At 35.4% G+C, this 17728-nt stretch carries 17 protein-coding genes and 2 pseudogenes; 3 read left to right on the forward strand and 16 right to left on the reverse strand.

The features are described 5' to 3' along the window. Positions 1-119: 119 nt before the first annotated feature. Both D8M04_RS20740 and D8M04_RS20745 read left to right on the forward strand, forming a co-directional pair. Positions 120-509, forward strand: a pseudogene (locus D8M04_RS20740) (PAS domain S-box protein); the annotation flags it as partial. A gap of 42 nt (positions 510-551) precedes the next feature. After that, positions 552-944 carry a methyl-accepting chemotaxis protein gene (locus D8M04_RS20745; RefSeq protein ID WP_425464038.1) on the forward strand — a complete coding sequence of 131 codons (393 nt, stop codon included), beginning with the start codon at positions 552-554 and terminating at the stop codon, positions 942-944. 422 nt (positions 945-1366) lie between these two features. On the opposite strand, the gene D8M04_RS17550 is transcribed toward D8M04_RS20745, so the two are convergent. The 8 genes and pseudogenes from D8M04_RS17550 to D8M04_RS17585 form a co-directional block, all read right to left on the reverse strand. Continuing rightward, positions 1367-2821 (reverse strand): GMC oxidoreductase, encoded by a 1455-nt coding sequence (locus D8M04_RS17550; RefSeq protein ID WP_121524719.1) that lies wholly within the window; start codon positions 2819-2821, stop codon positions 1367-1369. Positions 2822-3101: 280 nt separating this feature from the next. Beyond that, a pseudogene (locus D8M04_RS20510) lies at positions 3102-3227 on the reverse strand (NADPH-dependent FMN reductase); the annotation flags it as partial. 55 nt (positions 3228-3282) lie between these two features. After that, on the reverse strand, positions 3283-4260 hold the full coding sequence (locus D8M04_RS17560) for a ring-cleaving dioxygenase (protein WP_121524720.1): 978 nt from the start codon (positions 4258-4260) through the stop codon (positions 3283-3285). A 49-nt stretch (positions 4261-4309) separates the two neighbouring features. Continuing rightward, positions 4310-5254, reverse strand: coding sequence for a ring-cleaving dioxygenase (locus D8M04_RS17565; protein WP_121524721.1), 945 nt, complete (start codon positions 5252-5254; stop codon positions 4310-4312). A 75-nt stretch (positions 5255-5329) separates the two neighbouring features. Beyond that, positions 5330-5767, reverse strand: coding sequence for a MarR family winged helix-turn-helix transcriptional regulator (locus D8M04_RS17570; protein WP_121524722.1), 438 nt, complete (start codon positions 5765-5767; stop codon positions 5330-5332). A 178-nt stretch (positions 5768-5945) separates the two neighbouring features. Then, positions 5946-6233: a putative quinol monooxygenase gene (locus D8M04_RS17575; RefSeq protein WP_121524723.1), complete on the reverse strand. Its 288-nt coding sequence runs from the start codon at positions 6231-6233 to the stop codon at positions 5946-5948. Between the two features lie 71 nt (positions 6234-6304). Further along, on the reverse strand, positions 6305-6697 hold the full coding sequence (locus D8M04_RS17580; RefSeq protein ID WP_121524724.1) for a VOC family protein: 393 nt from the start codon (positions 6695-6697) through the stop codon (positions 6305-6307). 106 nt (positions 6698-6803) lie between these two features. After that, positions 6804-7967 carry a Gfo/Idh/MocA family protein gene (locus D8M04_RS17585; RefSeq protein WP_121524725.1) on the reverse strand — a complete coding sequence of 388 codons (1164 nt, stop codon included), beginning with the start codon at positions 7965-7967 and terminating at the stop codon, positions 6804-6806. A gap of 366 nt (positions 7968-8333) precedes the next feature. Between D8M04_RS17585 and D8M04_RS17590 the strand changes: the two genes are divergently transcribed. Beyond that, positions 8334-9110 (forward strand): IclR family transcriptional regulator, encoded by a 777-nt coding sequence (locus D8M04_RS17590; RefSeq protein WP_147436828.1) that lies wholly within the window; start codon positions 8334-8336, stop codon positions 9108-9110. A 561-nt stretch (positions 9111-9671) separates the two neighbouring features. Here D8M04_RS17590 and D8M04_RS17595 read toward each other — a convergent pair. The 8 genes from D8M04_RS17595 to fsa all read right to left on the reverse strand — a co-directional run bounded on the left by D8M04_RS17595 (position 9672) and on the right by fsa (position 17717). After that, a complete protein-coding gene (locus D8M04_RS17595; protein WP_121524727.1) occupies positions 9672-10079 on the reverse strand; it encodes a DoxX family protein in 408 nt (135 codons plus the stop codon). Between the two features lie 173 nt (positions 10080-10252). Further along, positions 10253-10636 (reverse strand): transcriptional regulator SpxA, encoded by a 384-nt coding sequence (gene spxA / locus D8M04_RS17600; RefSeq protein WP_121524728.1) that lies wholly within the window; start codon positions 10634-10636, stop codon positions 10253-10255. A 93-nt stretch (positions 10637-10729) separates the two neighbouring features. Next, positions 10730-11290, reverse strand: coding sequence for an NADPH-dependent FMN reductase (locus tag D8M04_RS17605; RefSeq protein WP_121524729.1), 561 nt, complete (start codon positions 11288-11290; stop codon positions 10730-10732). A gap of 911 nt (positions 11291-12201) precedes the next feature. Beyond that, positions 12202-13149 (reverse strand): class II fructose-bisphosphatase, encoded by a 948-nt coding sequence (gene glpX / locus D8M04_RS17610; RefSeq protein ID WP_121524730.1) that lies wholly within the window; start codon positions 13147-13149, stop codon positions 12202-12204. 29 nt (positions 13150-13178) lie between these two features. Beyond that, on the reverse strand, positions 13179-13322 hold the full coding sequence (locus D8M04_RS17615; protein ID WP_121524731.1) for a BA3454 family stress response protein: 144 nt from the start codon (positions 13320-13322) through the stop codon (positions 13179-13181). 714 nt (positions 13323-14036) lie between these two features. Further along, entirely contained in the window at positions 14037-15455 is a 1419-nt protein-coding gene (locus tag D8M04_RS17620) for an MFS transporter (protein WP_121524732.1), read from the reverse strand. Between the two features lie 194 nt (positions 15456-15649). Continuing rightward, complete coding sequence (locus D8M04_RS17625; protein WP_121524733.1) at positions 15650-16987, reverse strand: glucose-6-phosphate isomerase; 1338 nt, start codon at positions 16985-16987, stop codon at positions 15650-15652. Between the two features lie 61 nt (positions 16988-17048). Next, positions 17049-17717: a fructose-6-phosphate aldolase gene (gene fsa, locus D8M04_RS17630; protein ID WP_121524734.1), complete on the reverse strand. Its 669-nt coding sequence runs from the start codon at positions 17715-17717 to the stop codon at positions 17049-17051. Positions 17718-17728 lie beyond the last annotated feature (11 nt).

A 17728-nucleotide genomic window follows, 5' to 3' on the forward strand; every position in this document is an offset into this window, starting at 1 on the left:
AATATTAATTGAAATATAATATTTTAATCAAATATGCTCCTTCACAATTAGTCTCTATAAAAAATAGGGAAAAGGTTATATAATTTAAGACAAATAGATTCATAAAGGAGTCTCTAACTATGAATGCCATTGTAAATTTTAATAAAAGTACACAGGTACTAAACCAAGAATCCATCTTATCGGCTCTAGAATCCAATTTAGCAATGATAGAATTCAACTTAAATAAAGAAGTAATTTGGGTAAACGATAATTTCGCCAAAACATTGGGTTACACTGCCAATGAAATGGAAAACATGGCTCATCGACAATTTTGTACGGAAGAATACACAAACAGCAAAGAATATATTAAATTATGGGATAATTTGCGCCAAGGAGTCAAGTTTCAAGAAAAAATTGAAAGGGTTGGCAAAAGAGGTAACTTATTATGGTTTGAGGCTACTTATATGCCCATTTTAAATGAGGAAGGCCAGGTAGAGGCTGTCCTTAAAATTGCAATGGATATTACAGATCGAGAAAACAAAACCATGGAAATCATTTCTCAATTAAAAAATATGCCAGTAGAATTAGTAGATTTAGTCGTTGCAAATTCTAAAGAAAAAATAGAAACGCTCCATTCATTAAAAGAACATACTAATTTAATAAGCGAAGTATCTAATTTAATTCGTAATATATCTGCTCAAACAAATGTACTTGCATTAAATGCAGCCATTGAAGCCGCTCGTGCAGGAGAACATGGTAGAGGTTTTAAGGTGGTGGCTGATGAAGTACGCAGATTAGCTGGTAATGTCTCGGATTCAATTGGTCAAGTAGATAGCAATATAGAAAATATTACACAAGAAGTAAAAAAGGTACATGATATCACCGATATGTTACAAGAATCAATTATTGAAACGCAAACCAGATTCAAGAAGACCATTGAGGATTTTGAAAACATGGATCGATAGTATAATACTTTTGAAAAGAACCGTTTTCCTTCTAAGAAAAATGGTTCTTTTTCCATCTTTAACTTAGTAGATTTTTCATTTTCCCCATCTCTCTCCTTTCTTATCTTCCAAGACTTTGCTCTCGCTTTGACTCTTAAAGGGAATGGAAATAAGTGATACCCAAAAAACCCGAGTCTCCTATGAAATTAAGTTTATAAAAGCCATTGTTGATAAAAGTGAAGAAATATTGGACAAAAGAAAAGGCTGAATCACTGTTGGGTTCAGTCTGAATTTGGGATTTATGTTTAGTTAAAACAAACGTTTAATTGATGATTACACACACATTCTCCAAAATCCTATAATTATTATTCCAATCAGTTTTCATTGGTGTTTGTTCGAACACCATTATTAGTCCTTATTTTTAAACATTTAACTCCTATTACTTATCTTGAATGACGAACAATATTATCTGCTACTCGAATTGCTAAAGCAGTGTTAGAAAGTACTGGTCCTGCTGCAGTTAAACTTGGAAGTGCGCTATTATCTGCAACATATAGACCTTGAACTCCATGTATTTGACCATTGCGATTTGTCGCTGAAGTATTAGGATTTGAACCCATTCTGCATGTGCACGACTCGTGCATATCTGCTCCTGGCGGCCGGAGGACTAAAGTAGACTCATCTAAAGTGACGCCCATCGCTCTGGCAGAATCTCTTATGCCTTGTTCTACTTGTTGGGCTGTTTGACGGTCTCTTTCACTTAAAGAGTATTGAACTTGTTGTAATGGTACTCCATACTCATCCTTCCTAGAATCAAGATATACACGATTTTCAGGTCTGGATTCTACTCTACCAAAGGCAGCGTATGCAATTACCAACTGGTCTCTCAACACTTTATCTTCAAATTGTTGGTAAGACCAATATTGGTCTGGACCGAGAATCTGAATATGATAAGGATCTTCTTCTGTTTCAAATTTTAAAACCGATAAATTTCCAAGTCGGTCAGAAAACTGTTCTCGACCAATTGTTCCAATTGCAATCATTGAAACATGTCCTGTTAAATAACGTCCAATCGCTGGTTCCTGAATACCAGAATTCAATAGGATCCGTGGAGTTTCTAGAGTACTTGCTGATACGACAACATTTTTTGCCCGAATGGTATAATTTGATTTTGTCTTTGTATCGATAACCTCGACACCAGCTGCTCTTTTTCCATTTGAAGAAGTATTAACCTTATGAACAAAAGCATCCACAGCCAGATCATATGGACGGTCTAATTGGCCCATTGCCAATGAATTAATCGAACTATACCAGGCATTGGAATGGACTTCTCCCTGTCTCGAGGGAGACAAATCAAGAGCAAGTGGCATATTTTGAGCTTCTAAAATTCCTGCAGCATGAAGCCTCTGTAACATCCGCTCCTGCATCGATGAACCTTTCGCCCAATCTGTTGTGACATGTAATAACTCCTCAGCCATTCGATAGTAGACATCTAGTTCTCTGCGATTAATCGGCCATTTTCTCAGTTCATCTTCAATCGGTCTGGGTGTTGCCGCATTCCAAAATAACGACCTGCCACCAAGAGCATAGACCATCGTGGCTCCAGAAAATTGAGGTAAGCGTTCGCCAAGGGGTGTGGAATTATTGGGGAGAAGTACATCACGTGAAGTATTGACATTTTGTGTAGGTATATTTTGTGCATGGGAATGAAATAATTTACCCCCTTTTTCAAGAATAGCAATCTTTTTTGCCCCTTGGTATTTCCATAACTGACAAAGTCTCTGTAAAACAGCGCCTCCTCCAGGGCCACTTCCAACAATAACCACATCGTATTCTGTGTTTGTTAACTCAGAAAGTGGTTTCGTATTAATCCAATTATTCTTGTATCTTATAACCATAGCAACACCTGCCTCCCCCCCCTAAATACTTTATCAATTCAAGTTATGCTTGACTGCTTATCCATTATGTCAGAGGGCTTAATTAACAAACTTAAATAATTTGTTCAGGATTTCAACTGGGTGTTACAAAAAGGGTTACCATTATATAAAAAAGGCTTCCATGCATCACACATGGAAGTCTAGAATCTCACCAAATTTTTATCCTTTTACTGTTTTTCATGCTTTACTCCTAGCGATGACTTGATCAAACATACCATCAGCATTGTTTTTTTATGATAATTAGCAGGCTTAAAATTAGGCGTAGATTTTCATAGGAACGAGTGCCGCCCAAATTACCATAACCTACAAAACCAGCTGCCTTATTATTTAATTCTGGATTTAAGAAATCAAGGGCGTTTTTTAATGCTCTCTTAATCTTAAATTTCCTTTCGAAACAACTATTAATTGCTAAATAAGAACTTCTATTCTTTAATAAATTCCTTCGTGCTTCTCACTGTATCAATTGGACGAACCATTTTTTCTATTTCTGCACGTTTAGGCTCTAAGAATGGAGGTAAAGATAATTTTTCCCCAAGCGTTTCATAAGGTTCATCTCCCATAAACCCAGGACCATCTGTCGCAAACTCAAATAAAATTTGTGGTGCCACTCTTGCGTATAACGACTCGAAAAAGTGACGATCTACATAGCCGGATGTAGGGAATCCGAAACTGCTCATTCGTTCAATCCACTCTTCTAAAACAGCACGATCTTCCACACGGAAAGCTGCGTGATGTACGGTTCCGTATCCTTGGCGTGCAGACGGTAAGACTACATTCTTCTCTACGTAGATTTGTGCACCATTTCCACCCTCACCTACTTCGAATAAGTGCAATGATTCCTCCTGTGCAATTTCTTTAAACAGAAGTACTTTTTCTAATACTTCTTTAAAATAATCAAACTGCTCGATACGCACGTGAATTGGTCCCAATCCAGTAATCGCATATTCTAATGGAATTGGCCCTTTTTGCCATGGTGTACCTGAAGCAACTCCTTTATTATTTTCATCAGAAATTAATTGATATTGTTGATCATCGAAATCCACAAAAGATAAGGTCTTCACACCAAATGTTTCTTTAATTCCAGTATGCTTTACTTCTAAACGGTCAAAGCGTTTTACCCAGTAATCTAATGCTGCGTCTGTTGGCACTCGGAAAGATGTTTTATAAATTTCATTTGTCCCATGCTCCCCCTTTGGAATTCCTGGGAAATCAAAGAACGTCATATCGGTTCCTGCGCTCCCCTTATCATCTGCGAAAAACAGGTGATAGGTTTGAATATCGTCCTGGTTAACTGTCTTCTTCACTAAACGCATTCCTAAAACATAGGTGAAAAATTCATAGTTCTTTTCTGCGCTGCTTGTAATTGCTGTTACATGATGCATTCCTTTTAAATGGTTCATATTATATTCCTCCAAAATTTTATTTTATTTATTAGCTGACTTTTCCCTATTACTTCTCTTCAATAGGGGATAATTTTGCTTCAATTTCCGCCCGACGTTCTTCCAAAAATGGCGGTAAATCAAGCTTTTCTCCTAAATGTTCCACTTCTCCATCAACGGTAAATCCAGGTCCATCTGTCGCAATTTCAAAAAGAATTCCGTTTGATTCACGAAAATACAAACTCTTAAAGTAGAAACGATCCACAATGCCTGAAGAATGGAATCCTCTTTGCTTCACTTTCTCATCCCAATATTTGAGCTCTTCCTCATTTTTCACACGAATGGCTAAATGATGAATACTGCCCCGGCCTGGTTTTTCAGAAGGACCATCCATATATTTGACTACGATTTCTCCAAAGACCTCACCATTGATCGACTGAAAAATCGCTTCTCTTTCGCTTCGACTCACTTCTGTATAACCAAACATATCTGTTAGGGTGCTCGCCATTTTATCCAGTCGACGTACCGTCATTTCTACAGAGCCCATTCCTTGAATCTGATGTTCTGCAGGAACGTCAGATTTATCCCATGTTTCCCAGTGCTTTACTTTTTCTCCGTTTGAAACGAGCAGTACCAATCGAAGACCATCGGGATCCTCAAATTTCATGGCAGGGCGATTAGCATAAGATGTGATATCCCCATGAGCCACACCAAACTCCTCAAACCGTGCTTTCCAGTACTGCAGACTATCCTCTGAAGGGACGAGTAATCCGATTCTTGTAATTGCATTTGTCCCAGGATGCGTGTTTCCTACTTGCGGAATTTCAAAGAATGTTAGTTCTGTACCTGGGCTGCCTGTTCTATCCCCATAAAACAAGTGATACATAGATGGGTCGTCTTGGTTGACCGTTATTTTCACACGACGTAAACCAAGCACTTGTTTGTAAAAGTGATTATTTTCATTTGCGCTCTTTGTAATCATAGAAATGTGATGGTGTCCTGGAATGTTGTACATAATTCGTTCCTCCTTTTTCATTTTACTAGTCAAGTGACAATTAAAAAAATAACTTAACATTTACCAATAGGGTACTTAATCTTCCAATTTATATTCAGTATGTTTTTGTAGCTTCGCCATTAGTTTGTATAATGTTTTTTGCTCATCCTCATTTAAGCACTCATTAAGAATGGACGTTTGGAAGGTAAGTTGATGTTCAAATACTTCTTGTATTTTTTCTTCCCCTTTTGGAGTAAGGGTAATCCATTTGGTTTTCCAGTCTTGTTTTCGCTGTATATACCCCTCTTGTTCAAGCCGACTGAGCATACGTGAAATACCACCTTCAGACACGGTGACTTTAGCAGCAAGTTCACTTTGCATGATAGGCTGATGTGCAGAAACCTGATTTAGTACATCAAACTTTGCAGCTGTGATACCATACTGCTTTAAAAATTCATTAGATAATAAATTACTTTGATGTGTAAAACGAGCAATACGCAACCAGATTAATGAACCAATTGTATTTTTTTTCAATGAACTCATTTCCTTTCGTTACCATCACTTTACACCTCAAGTTAATAAAATGCAAGTGAAATATCTCGAATTAGAAATATTTTTCATTACTGAACATCATTCCGAGTGAAGCTGCTCCTTTAAAACTAAGGAACTAACATCGTCCTTATGATCGAAGTTAGAAACAAGATCATAAAAATTATTCTACTTCTCTATAAATGTTGATTTCTGTACTTTCTCGAAGTTTTTTAAGCTCTGGAACGATTTTTATTACATGTTCACTTTTATTATGTTCATTTAAAGCCTCTTCGTCCACCCATTCTTCGAGCATAGTAAGGATGGTCGGGTCATGGCTATCTTCATTAAGAGTGTAGGTTATACATCCTTTTTCTTTCCTGGTTTCTGAAATAACTTCTCTAGCCATTATTAAATATTCTTCAATCTTTACACCTGGTTTTAGTTTGACCTTACATACAACTTTAATCATTTTATAAGCTCCTTCTCCTTTTGTATTATCCTATTACAGAATCTAGATCAGCTTATTATTTTCATTCCTATCTAACTTCTCATATGTGGGGAATCAGGATTCATCTCCATAAACTCAATCCAATTTCCATCGGGATCTTTTACCCAAAATTGGTAGTTCAAAGCCAATCCTTGAGAAATATCCACTTCTAAAGGTACTCCTCTCTTCTTTAATTGTTCTGCTGTTTCTTGGATATCATCTACCTCGAAACAGATATGTTCCGCTCTGTTTTTAACACCCTCTGTGCCTCCGTAAAATAATTCAATGAAACACCCGTCAGCCACTTTCACATAAACAATCCACGGTTCACCGCTTGGTTGATTCAATTCAAACGCTTTCTTAAAACCAAGCTTATTGCAATAAAAATCTAATGAGCGTTCCATATCTACTACATGAAATCCCTTGTGATTAATCCCTTTAATCATATTCAACCCCACCATTCATTTAGTATCTTCGAGCTATCATTTTCACTTTAAACGTACGATATTTTCTCCCCTGGAAGGGGTTTATACTTTCCTAACTACTAAAGTATTAATGCGTCCCTTTGACGTCTAATGTATTGTTCGTTACATGCTTTTTCTCAAATGTTGAAGTGCTAATCTTTTCTTGTAATTTTTCATAATAATAATCTGGATCTACTGGCAATTCTACTGTTTGATTTAACCAAGATGATAAGTAAATTGCATTTGAAATTTCTAACGCTTTTACTCCCTCTCCCCCAGGTGCGAGTAAAGGTGAGCCTGTCATAATCGAATCAATCCAGTTTTGAATAATATTAGCATGATTCGCATTTTCACTTTTTACAGGGATATCTATTTTTTGGTATTCAGGCTTACCAAAACCATCTTTGTACAGCCTATTAAATTCACGTTCTGATTGTTTTAATCGGTAAAAAGTAAGTTCCTCATTTTCTACAACGATTTTCCCAAGATCTCCAACTACTTCAAAACGATTTGTACCTGGTGCTTCTCCAGTTGACGTAATAAATACACCTGTCGCCTTATTTTCATATTCCACATATGCTGTTACTTCATCTTCAACTTCAATATCATGATACTTCCCAAAACTACTCACCGCATTAACCCGTTTTGGCATAAGCCCTGTCGCCCACTGCCAAATATCTAAATGGTGAAGTGCCTGATTTAATATAACACCGCCACCCTCACCTTTCCATGTAGCTCTCCACTTGCTTGAATCATAATAACTTTGTGAACGGTAAATATCCGTCACAATCCAATTGGTCCGTTTCAATTCACCCAGTTCTCCTGAATGAATGAGGTCCCTTAATTTTTGGTAAAGAGGATTGGCTCTTTGATTATACATGATGCCAAAAACTCTCCCACTAGCTTGAGCTGCATCATTCATTTCCAATACATTTTTCGTATAAACCCCTGCTGGTTTCTCGATAAGGACATGTATCCCTTTTCTAAAAGCCTCTTTTGCTAGTTCTGGATGACTGTAATGAGGAGTCGCAATGATAACCGCATCAATTCCTGATTCATTAAAAAAGGTTTCTTTATCTTGGTAAACTTGCACATCTCCTTGGGTATTATTTTTGACCCATTGGATCCGGCCTTCATTACGGCTACAAATTGCCGTTAATTTTGCTCCTTCGATTTGCCCTCTATCTAATAATTGAACGTGTGAACTGCCCATGTTTCCTATACCAATAATGCCAACTTTTACTATGCTCATTTCGTTCCTCCTTTTTAAACACAATAAAAAATGCAATGGAGACACATGTTCTAGAATTAATCCTATTTTAAAAAATCTCGAAAACTATAAATTTAGATGAGTCGTATGGAGGTAATAAAGCATTTCTAACCACAATGTGGTACAATTGTTTCGTATAGTGGTTAATCATAGTGTAATGAATGATAATACTTTTGTCAATCAAGTTTTCTTCATAGATTAAGTCAGTTATGATAGAAAATAAGGGCAAACATACTGATTAAATGGTTGAGGAAGACTTTGAAATTTAATATTTATCGCAAATACAAATCTTATACTATCATTTTAGAAATACCGTATTGGTATAGTAGGTGGAAGGAGTACAAACTTTTGAATAACGATAAACAAAATCAAAATAAGACAGCTAACGTTCAAGTTATTTCTCGAGCAGCTAACATACTGAGGACTCTTAGAGATCATCCAAAGGGATTGAGCCTGTCACAGATTGCAAAAGAAGTGGGATTGGCACGATCAACGGTGCAAAGAATTGTTCAAACACTTGAACAAGAAAATTTTGTCACACAATCCAATGCATCCGGCGGAATCCGTCTTGGTCCTGAGATTTCGTTGCTTGCTGCTGCAGTTCATAGTGATATTAGAGAGGAGATTAGACCATTTTTAATCCAACTATCAAATGAAGTAAATGAAACGGTTGATCTCTCCGTTTTAGATAATGGAAAAGTTCTTTTTGTGGACCAAATTATCGCTGCCCATCCATTACAAGCGACATCACAACCCGGAGCAGCCTTTCCATTACATTGCACGGCAAATGGGAAAGCTATTCTTGGCTCATTACCTATCACCGAAGTTAAAAATCTTCTACCCGATTCATTAACAAAGTACACAGATAAAACGATTACAAATCGTGAGGAACTTTTAAAAGAGTTAGAAATAGTTCGTAAAGAAGGTGTTGCTTTTACGAGAGAGGAGCACATTAAAGGAATTTGCGCGGTAGGCGCAGTTGTTTATGATTCCATGAAGAATATCAGTGTTGTTTCCATCCCACTCCCAGCAACCCGATTTTATGGCAATGAGCAAAAACTCGTGACTGCTCTTCTCAAAACTTGCCAAAAGATCAACAAACATTTTGATATCAATCAATATTAGTTAGAAAACTTTGTAGTCGCCAAGCCTTTAGGCAACAGTTTAGTTGCGCTTAAAGGTAAATTAAGTTTATACTCTCTTATCTGTGAACAAAGGAGCTGGTAAAGTGATAAAGAATAAAACCATCCTCATGGGATGGCTTTATTCTTTAATACTCTAAAATATTCATTTTCTTTTTTTCCTTTTTTCAGCTAATTATATTGAGAGTTGGTTCGTTCCTTGCTTATTCAACGGATATAAAAATACTAGTATTAAAAAGATCAATAAATAGTTAACTCCAGGTAGAGAGTAGCTAGTGTATAAATCCCATCAAGTGCATTCTGTGACTGTACTTCAAGCGTTGCATTATATCAAACGGCTATAATTGCAAACCCTACGATACCACCAGCAAGTGCTTGACCAACTTTACAAGCAAAAGAATAGAAATTCTAATAAAATTAACTTTATTTGCTTCTAAGGTTGTTTTCCAAAAATCATTTCCTTCAACAACTGATTTTGGAGCTAACTACTCAGCTTTTAATACTTTTTCCCTAAACACTTGTTAATTCCAAGTGATATTATATATTACCAACTTATCTTTTGCGTTTCTCTTTCCTTAAAAATCAGATTACCAAGTGAATATAACTTACTGCCGTTCAGAATCATGTGAATTGCAATGACTAACAGTACAAGATCATAAACATATCCATTCAAGAATCCGGCTGAAAGTTTAACAGTAAATATTGCACCAATCATAATTAATCCAAATAGTAACGAAACCAATCGAGTTGCTATACCAAGAATTATAGCAATACCTCCTACGACCTCAATTACACCTACTATATAAGCAAGAAATCCTGGAATCCCTATACTTTCAAACCATCCTACTGTATTTTCTATTCCTCCTGTAAATTTAGTTATTCCATTTGCTAAAAATACAACTCCAAGGATAATTCGCAGTAAAAAGGATCCTATTTCATTTTTATATGACATTTTCAATGATACCTCCACTTTTATTTCTAATTAATATATTACTATTTTATATATAATTAATTCAATATATTTGATTCAACTTAATTAAGAATTTTGGATTAACAATATCAATACCTAAAATTTATCAGAATTCTTTTGATTGCTTTATAACAAAAATATACTTAATTAATCAACTATTGTGCATCAGATAGATGATAAGTCCTTACGGATCGAGGCAGAAAGCTACGAATCTCTTCATCGTTATAGCCCACTTGCAAGCGTTTTTCATCAAACATAATTGGTCTTTTTAAAATTCCAGGATTTTCTTGGATCAAAGAATATAGATCTTTCATTGACAATTGATCCATATCAAGATCCATTTCTTGAAATATTCTTGAACGCCTAGAAATAATTTCTTCCGTACCATCTTTAGTTAAGCGTAATATTTCTTTTATCTCACCTACTGACATTTGCTCTGAAAATATATTTCTTTCTATATAAGGAATTTCGTTCTCTTGAAGCCAAGCTTTCGCCTTTCTGCAGGATGTACAACTTGGTGTAACGAAAAGAGTTACCATCAAATCACCTCAATTTCTTTATAAAAAGCGATACTGATTTTTCTATAAAAGGCTTGCTGTGTAATTCTTGGAAGTCTAAATCTTGATTCTTAATTAACCTCTTACTGTTCTTAATGCTTGGCTCCAAGCTATAACTTGATCAAACATTCCGTTGGCATTTCCTGTGTGGTATTCAGCAGGCTTGAATACACTCATATTTTCAAAGTCAGTTATTAATGAAAATGTCACTGCTGTACGTACTGTTGCCACTTGAAGTTCTGCTAAGATTAGGCGTAGATTTTCGTGTGCACGAGTGCCCCCCAAACTACCATAACCTACAAAACCAGCTGCTTTATTATTTAATTCTGGATTTAAAAAATCAAGCGCGTTTTTTAATGCGCCACCCACTGCATGGTTATATTCTGGCGTCACAAAAATGTATCCGTCCAATGAAGCCATCTTGTCTGACCAAGCTTTTATAGCTGCTTCTGCTTCTGCTTGCTCATTCTCTGGAAGAGCTGCACCAAGAAACGGTAATTTGTAATCAGCTAAGTCTACAATTTCGTATTCTACATCATCATTACGCTTTATAGCAAAATCATATGTCCAGTTTGTTACTGCTTCTCCATTACGCCCTTGACGTACACTACCTAAGACTATTCCTATTTTTAACATGTATGATTCCTCCTAATTTTATATATTATTTCTATAATTTGAATGTATTATTGAATTGCATTGTCATTTATCTAAGCAAATACTACCTGTAACCACCTTTTTAAATTATTGTTAAAGATATATTATTAATTAATATATTACGAATTAGAGGTTTTGTTTTAAAAAAATAAGCACTCGGAAATTATATTAAATTAAATATATCTTAATTCAATATAATATTAAATTAGACTCTATCACTTGTCAATAGTTTTTGTTCAATAAAAATACTGTACTAAAAGAAGTTTTTAATACAGTATGATTCAATGGTATTACTTTTGGCAAAAAGACCTATTTTTTTTAATTGCTCAATCATACTTTCATTTCCTTTAATAACTACAACACATAACATGTCAACTATCACAGAAGAGGATTGGCAATAAACCAACCCTCTTTACCGTAATAATTATCAACTATGCTGTTCTATATAAGCATTTTTAATGTCATTTGAATTTATATCCAAGAGATAATTAAGAAAATGCTCTGTTTCAGATAGATCTTGTTGATTAATCAGTTCAGTAATCGCATTTTTAAATGATTGTGTCTTTATAAGCCATTCTCCAAGAAGCTCCTTAGTGGCTTCTCTTTCTTTATCATTCTTTAAAGCAAATAAATTTTCCTTATCTGTTTCTTTAATTTTAATCGTTTAAAAATCCGTACTCATACTAATCCAAAAATAATTTTTCATCTCATTAAAATATTTTTTCTCTTTCATTTTTAGAAACTCTACCCCAATTAGTATTTAAGAGGGATTTTGAATGGTTGGGGAATGAATTTCTTTTATGTCCACAGCTTGTATGTTGTCAAAGTACAATTCCAACCCATATTTCGTATTTATTACTTTTGCATCCATAATATTCATTTTTCTTTCTCCTTTAGCTATTCTTCAAGCTATGTTTTCCCTCGATAAAACGAATAGTGCCTGTTTTTGTTCGCATGACAACTGAATGTGTCATACCGGTACTCCCTTTATAATGAACTCCTTTTAGCAGTTCACCATTTGTCACTCCTGTTGCAACGAAATAAGCATCATCACCTTTTACGATGTCATCCATATATAGTACTTTATTAAAATCAGTAATGCCCATTTTGTTTAAACGAATTTTTTCTTCTCTTGTTTGTGGGAGCAGTTTTCCTTGAAACTCTCCTCCCAGGCTCTTCAGCGCAGCAGCTGCCAATACACCTTCGGGTGCCCCACCAGAACCAAGCAAAATATCCACACCAGAATTTTCAAACGCAGTATTTATAGCTGCTACAACATCCACGGCTTGTATAAGTTTTGTTCTTGCTCCAGCATCATGAATTTCTTGAATCATATTTTCATGTCTTTCTCGATCTAATATGGCTACTACTAAATCACTTATATTTTTATTTTTTGCTTTTGCAACAGTCTTTAAATTGTCAATGACAGGTGCGTTAATATCAACTTTTCCAACCGATTCAGGTCCTACCGCTATTTTTTCCATATACATATCTGGTGCATGTAACAGATTACCTTTATCTGCAACAGCTATCATAGCAAGTCCATTCTCCGTTCCTGCAGCAACCATATCTGTTCCCTCTATCGGATCCACAGCTATATCAACTTCAACTCCATCTCCAGTTCCTAAATGTTCACCTATATATAACATAGGTGCCTCATCCATTTCTCCTTCTCCAATCACAACAGTTCCATTCATATTAATTGAATTAAACATCTTCCTCATCGCTTGTGTTGCTGCATCATCAGCTTCCTCTTTATTACCTCTTCCCATCCATTTGCCAGCCGCTAATGCAGCAGCCTCCGTCACACTAACAAGTTCCACCGATAAATTTCTATCCATTTTAAATCTCTCCCTTTGCACATTTATGATTAGCTTATTTTTTTGCCCCATTGTTTTAAGACCTGCTCTTTAGCCAAAAACTTAACTTTTTCACATGTTATCCCTTTATTAGCAATAACATTTGTTTGATAGTTCTTTCCTTTATATTCGACTGTAACGATGATTTCGATCATTACTTACTACTCCTTACGATAAATTTCCTTTTATATCGGTTATATTAAAGAATCTCAAATTAAATATTATTTAATTAAATTATAATGAATTCAGTATATATTATAAAAAAAAGCGTCTTTTTATTTTTCTCTAATATTTTGTGTTTCCATGCTTGATTTTAAAAAGCCTTCTTTGTAGATCTTATTCGAGAATATAAAAGTGAGTTTCTCTTTTACCACCTCCAAGTCAGTTTTCACCTCAAAAATATTCTATATCAAATTATGTTAGATTCAAATATCTCTAATACGAGATAATTATATTATAGTTATTTCTATCTTGTCAAAAAACTTGCTTCTACTTTCAGAACAATCTGTACCGGATGAATTTACATTGCACGGAATTCAACTTTAATTATTCATCTTAATAACAGTTGTAGATTACTACTAATTCGCACCAAGCAACTGCTAATCTATTACTTTCCCAAAAATGGCTGAATAAAAATAGCAAGAAGCCACCTTTCAGCAATCCGAGGTAGAAAATATTTCTTCAAGATGAAAGGCATATAGCGCAATTCCTACCATCCATACTCTCAGCAACTCGTTTTATGTTAACAAGTAAAAACTAAGTAATTATCCTTCTCAAAACTATATTCATTTAAAGAGTAAAACCATCCTCATGGAGATGGCTTTACTCTTTAATAACCTAAGATATACGATTCTAAAAAAAAGTCTAAATTACTTTCGTTTTTTCCTTTTTTCAGCTAATTCTATTGAAAGTTGGTTCGTTCTTTGCCTATTTAACGGATATAGAAATACTAATATTAAAAAGATTAATAAATAGATAACTCCAGGTACAAGAGTAGCTAGCGCATAAATCCCATCAAGTGCATTCTGTGACTGCACCTTAAGCGTGGCATCATATCCAACAGCTGTAATTGCAAATCCTCCGATACCACCAGCAAGTGCTTGACCAACTTTACGGGCAAAGGAATAGAAAGAATATACCGTTCCGTCTTCTCGCATTCCAGTTAGAAATTCATGATAATCAATGACATCTGTAACGAAAGCCCATATCACAGTATTAAAGAATGCATACCCAAACATACCTATAGCTGCAAGTGCAATAAATTGGGAAGTCGATACGTTCGGTATAAAGAATAGAAGAATATATACAAAAGCAGCAAGTAACATTCCCACAGCTGTTATTTCCTTTTTGCCAAATCTAGCAACTAGTGGTTTTACTAATGGGATAGCAATAAATACAGTAACTGTTTGAATAATTCCTACTATACTTAATGCTGCTGTATTGCTAAAGTAATCTTTAAACAAATAAATATTAGCTGCTCCGATAAGCATCGTACTCATCATAAAAATTAACGATGCCCCAAGGATTGTTATTAAGGGTCTGTTTTTTAATAAAGCTTTTATTGTACGGCCTAAATTAGGTTTGATCCCAGTATTTACTGGTACCGACACACGCTCAGTTGATAATTTATAACTTGCCATGTAACTAGCAAATGAAAGTATCCCAAAAATAACGGCTGCCATGAAAAATCCGTCAGCATCTGCCTTATTGTCGACAAATACAATTAATGGTCCAACTGCATTAATAATTAAACTTGCTATCATTGCACCCATGGTTCTAAATGTAGATAAAGCCGTACGCTCACCAGGATCGTTGGTGATAACAGAAGCCATTGATCCATATGGAATATTAACTGTACTATACAAAGTTCCCCATAAAATGTAGGTAACAAAAGCATAAGCTTCATAAAACCCAGTTGACATTCCCGGAATATGAACGAACATCAATACACCTGATATAACGAGTGGAAATGACATTCTAAAAATCCACGGCTTAAATTTACCATGTTTGCTAGGTTTTCTAGAATCAATGAAGCGACCCCATGTAACGTCTGCAACCGCATCCCAAAGCCTAGCAACCAAAAAGAGTATCCCAACAAAAGCTGCACTAATCCCAAAAACATCTGTATAGTAAACCATTAAGAAAGAACTTACTAAAATAAAGAAAAAGTCATTACCCAAATCGCCAAACATATAACCAATTTTATCCCGTAGGCCAAACGGTCTCACTGTTTCTTTTTCATGAATGGATTCTATATGAATCTCCTTTATACCAATAGCTTGACTCATTTTTATTCACCCTTCCTTGGTGCTTGATTTATTAGAAAACCCTTTCATTAATAAAAATAATTAATCTTTCATCTGCCAATTAAAAATAGTTTAATTAAACTATCTCTACTCCGAGATAATTAATAAAAAATATATCCTATACTCTTATTGGAGCTTAAAATTCTAGCTCCAATAAGAATATCTTTTTAAGTTTTTTAGTTAGATAGGCGTTGAAGTAAAGCTTCCTTCTCCTTCTCAAACCCTGGTTTACCAAGTAAAGCAAACATATTTTTCTTATATGCCTCAACACCTGGTTGATCAAATGGGTTAACTCCCATTAATAGTCCACTTATTCCAACTGCTTTTTCAAAGAAATAAACGAATTCACCGAATGTATATTCATTTAGATCATCTAATTCGACAACTAAATTAGGTACTCCACCATCTACATGTGCAAGAACTGTACCTTGAAATGCCTTTTTATTTACTTCATCCATGGTTTTTCCTGCTAAGAAATTTAAACCGTCAATGTTTCCAGAATCTTCTTTGATGGTTAGGTCAGCAATTGGCTCTTTTACTTGAATAACCGTTTCTATCAAGTCCCGACGGCCTTCTTGAACATATTGACCCATTGAATGCAGGTCTGTTGAAAAATCAACTGAAGCAGGGAATAGTCCTTTTTGATCCTTTCCTTCACTTTCACCAAATAATTGCTTCCACCATTCTGATACATAGTGAAGGGACGGCTCGTAATTTACCAATAGCTCTATGGACTTCCCTTTGCGATAAAGAGCATTTCGGACCGCCGCGTATTGATAGCTCTCATTTGTTGCAAGATCAGAATTATTGTATTTTTTAGCAGCTGCGGAAGCTCCTTCCATCATTTGGTCAATGTCAAGCCCAGCTGTTGCTATTGGCAATAGACCAACCGCTGTTAATACAGAAAATCTCCCACCAACGTCATCCGGGATAACAAAGGTTTCATATCCTTCTTCATCTGCTAATTGTTTTAATGCACCTTTTTCTTTGTCTGTTGTAATAAAGATACGTTCTTTCATTTCCTCTTTGGTGTATTTCTTCTCCATATACTCACGGAAAATACGGAAGGCAACTGCTGGCTCAGTTGTTGTACCAGATTTTGATATAACATTAATAGAGAAATCTTTTCCATCTAATAATTCCAGTAATTGGGTGATATACTTAGAGCTGATATTTTGTCCAGCAAAATATATTTCCGTATTTCCATCCATTTGGTTATGAAATGTATGGGAAAGAGCTTCAATTGCAGCCCTTGCCCCAAGATAGGATCCACCAATTCCAATTACGACAAGTGCTTTAGAATTATTGCGAATTCTTTCAGCAGCTTTTTTAATTCTTGAGAACTCATCTTTATCATAATTGCTTGGTAAATCAACCCAGCCATGAAAATCAGATCCTGGACCCTTGTGGTCATGTAGCATTTGATGAGCTACTTTTACTTGTTCTGTTAAGTTATCAATTTCGCTTTGATTTAAAAATGGTAGTGCATTTGTATAATCGAATGAAATAGTCATGTAATTACCCCCAAATTTAGTTTGATGCAGTCAGTAATTACTGACTGCATCTTAAGAAATGTTAGTTTTTAACTGCTTTTTCCCAATCAGCTGCAAATTTTTCAATTCCTTGGTCCGTTAATGGATGTTTTGTAAGCTGGTCAATAACGGAATACGGGACAGTTGCAATATGTGCTCCTGCCATTGCAACACGGGTTACATGGTCTGGATGACGAACAGATGCTGCAATGATTTGTGCATCTAAGTTATGAATACGGAACAATTCAGCTATCTTAGCTACCAATTGAACACCATCTTCAGAGATATCATCTAAGCGTCCTAAGAATGGTGATACATAAGTTGCACCTGCACGAGCAGCTAATAACGCTTGGTTAACTGTAAAGATAAGTGTAACGTTTGTTTTTACACCTTTTTTAGCAAGGTAACGAGTTGCCTCTAGGCCTGCCACTGTCATCGGAACTTTGATTGTGATGTTTTTATCTCCACCATTAATTTTAATAAGTTCCTCTGCTTGGGCGATCATTTCTTCCGCAGTTACCGCATCGGGAGTTACTTCCGCTGATACAGATTCTACTTCGGGTACTGCTTGAAGAATTTCTTCAATACGGTCCTCGAATTTCACGCCTTCTTTCGCAACTAACGATGGATTCGTTGTAACACCAGATAAAACGCCTATTTTATATGCTTTTTTAATATCCTCTAAATTTGCAGTATCAATAAAGAATTTCATAATTAAACTCC

The organism is Oceanobacillus piezotolerans (assembly GCF_003665065.1).
GTDB lineage: Bacteria > Bacillota > Bacilli > Bacillales > Amphibacillaceae > Oceanobacillus > Oceanobacillus piezotolerans.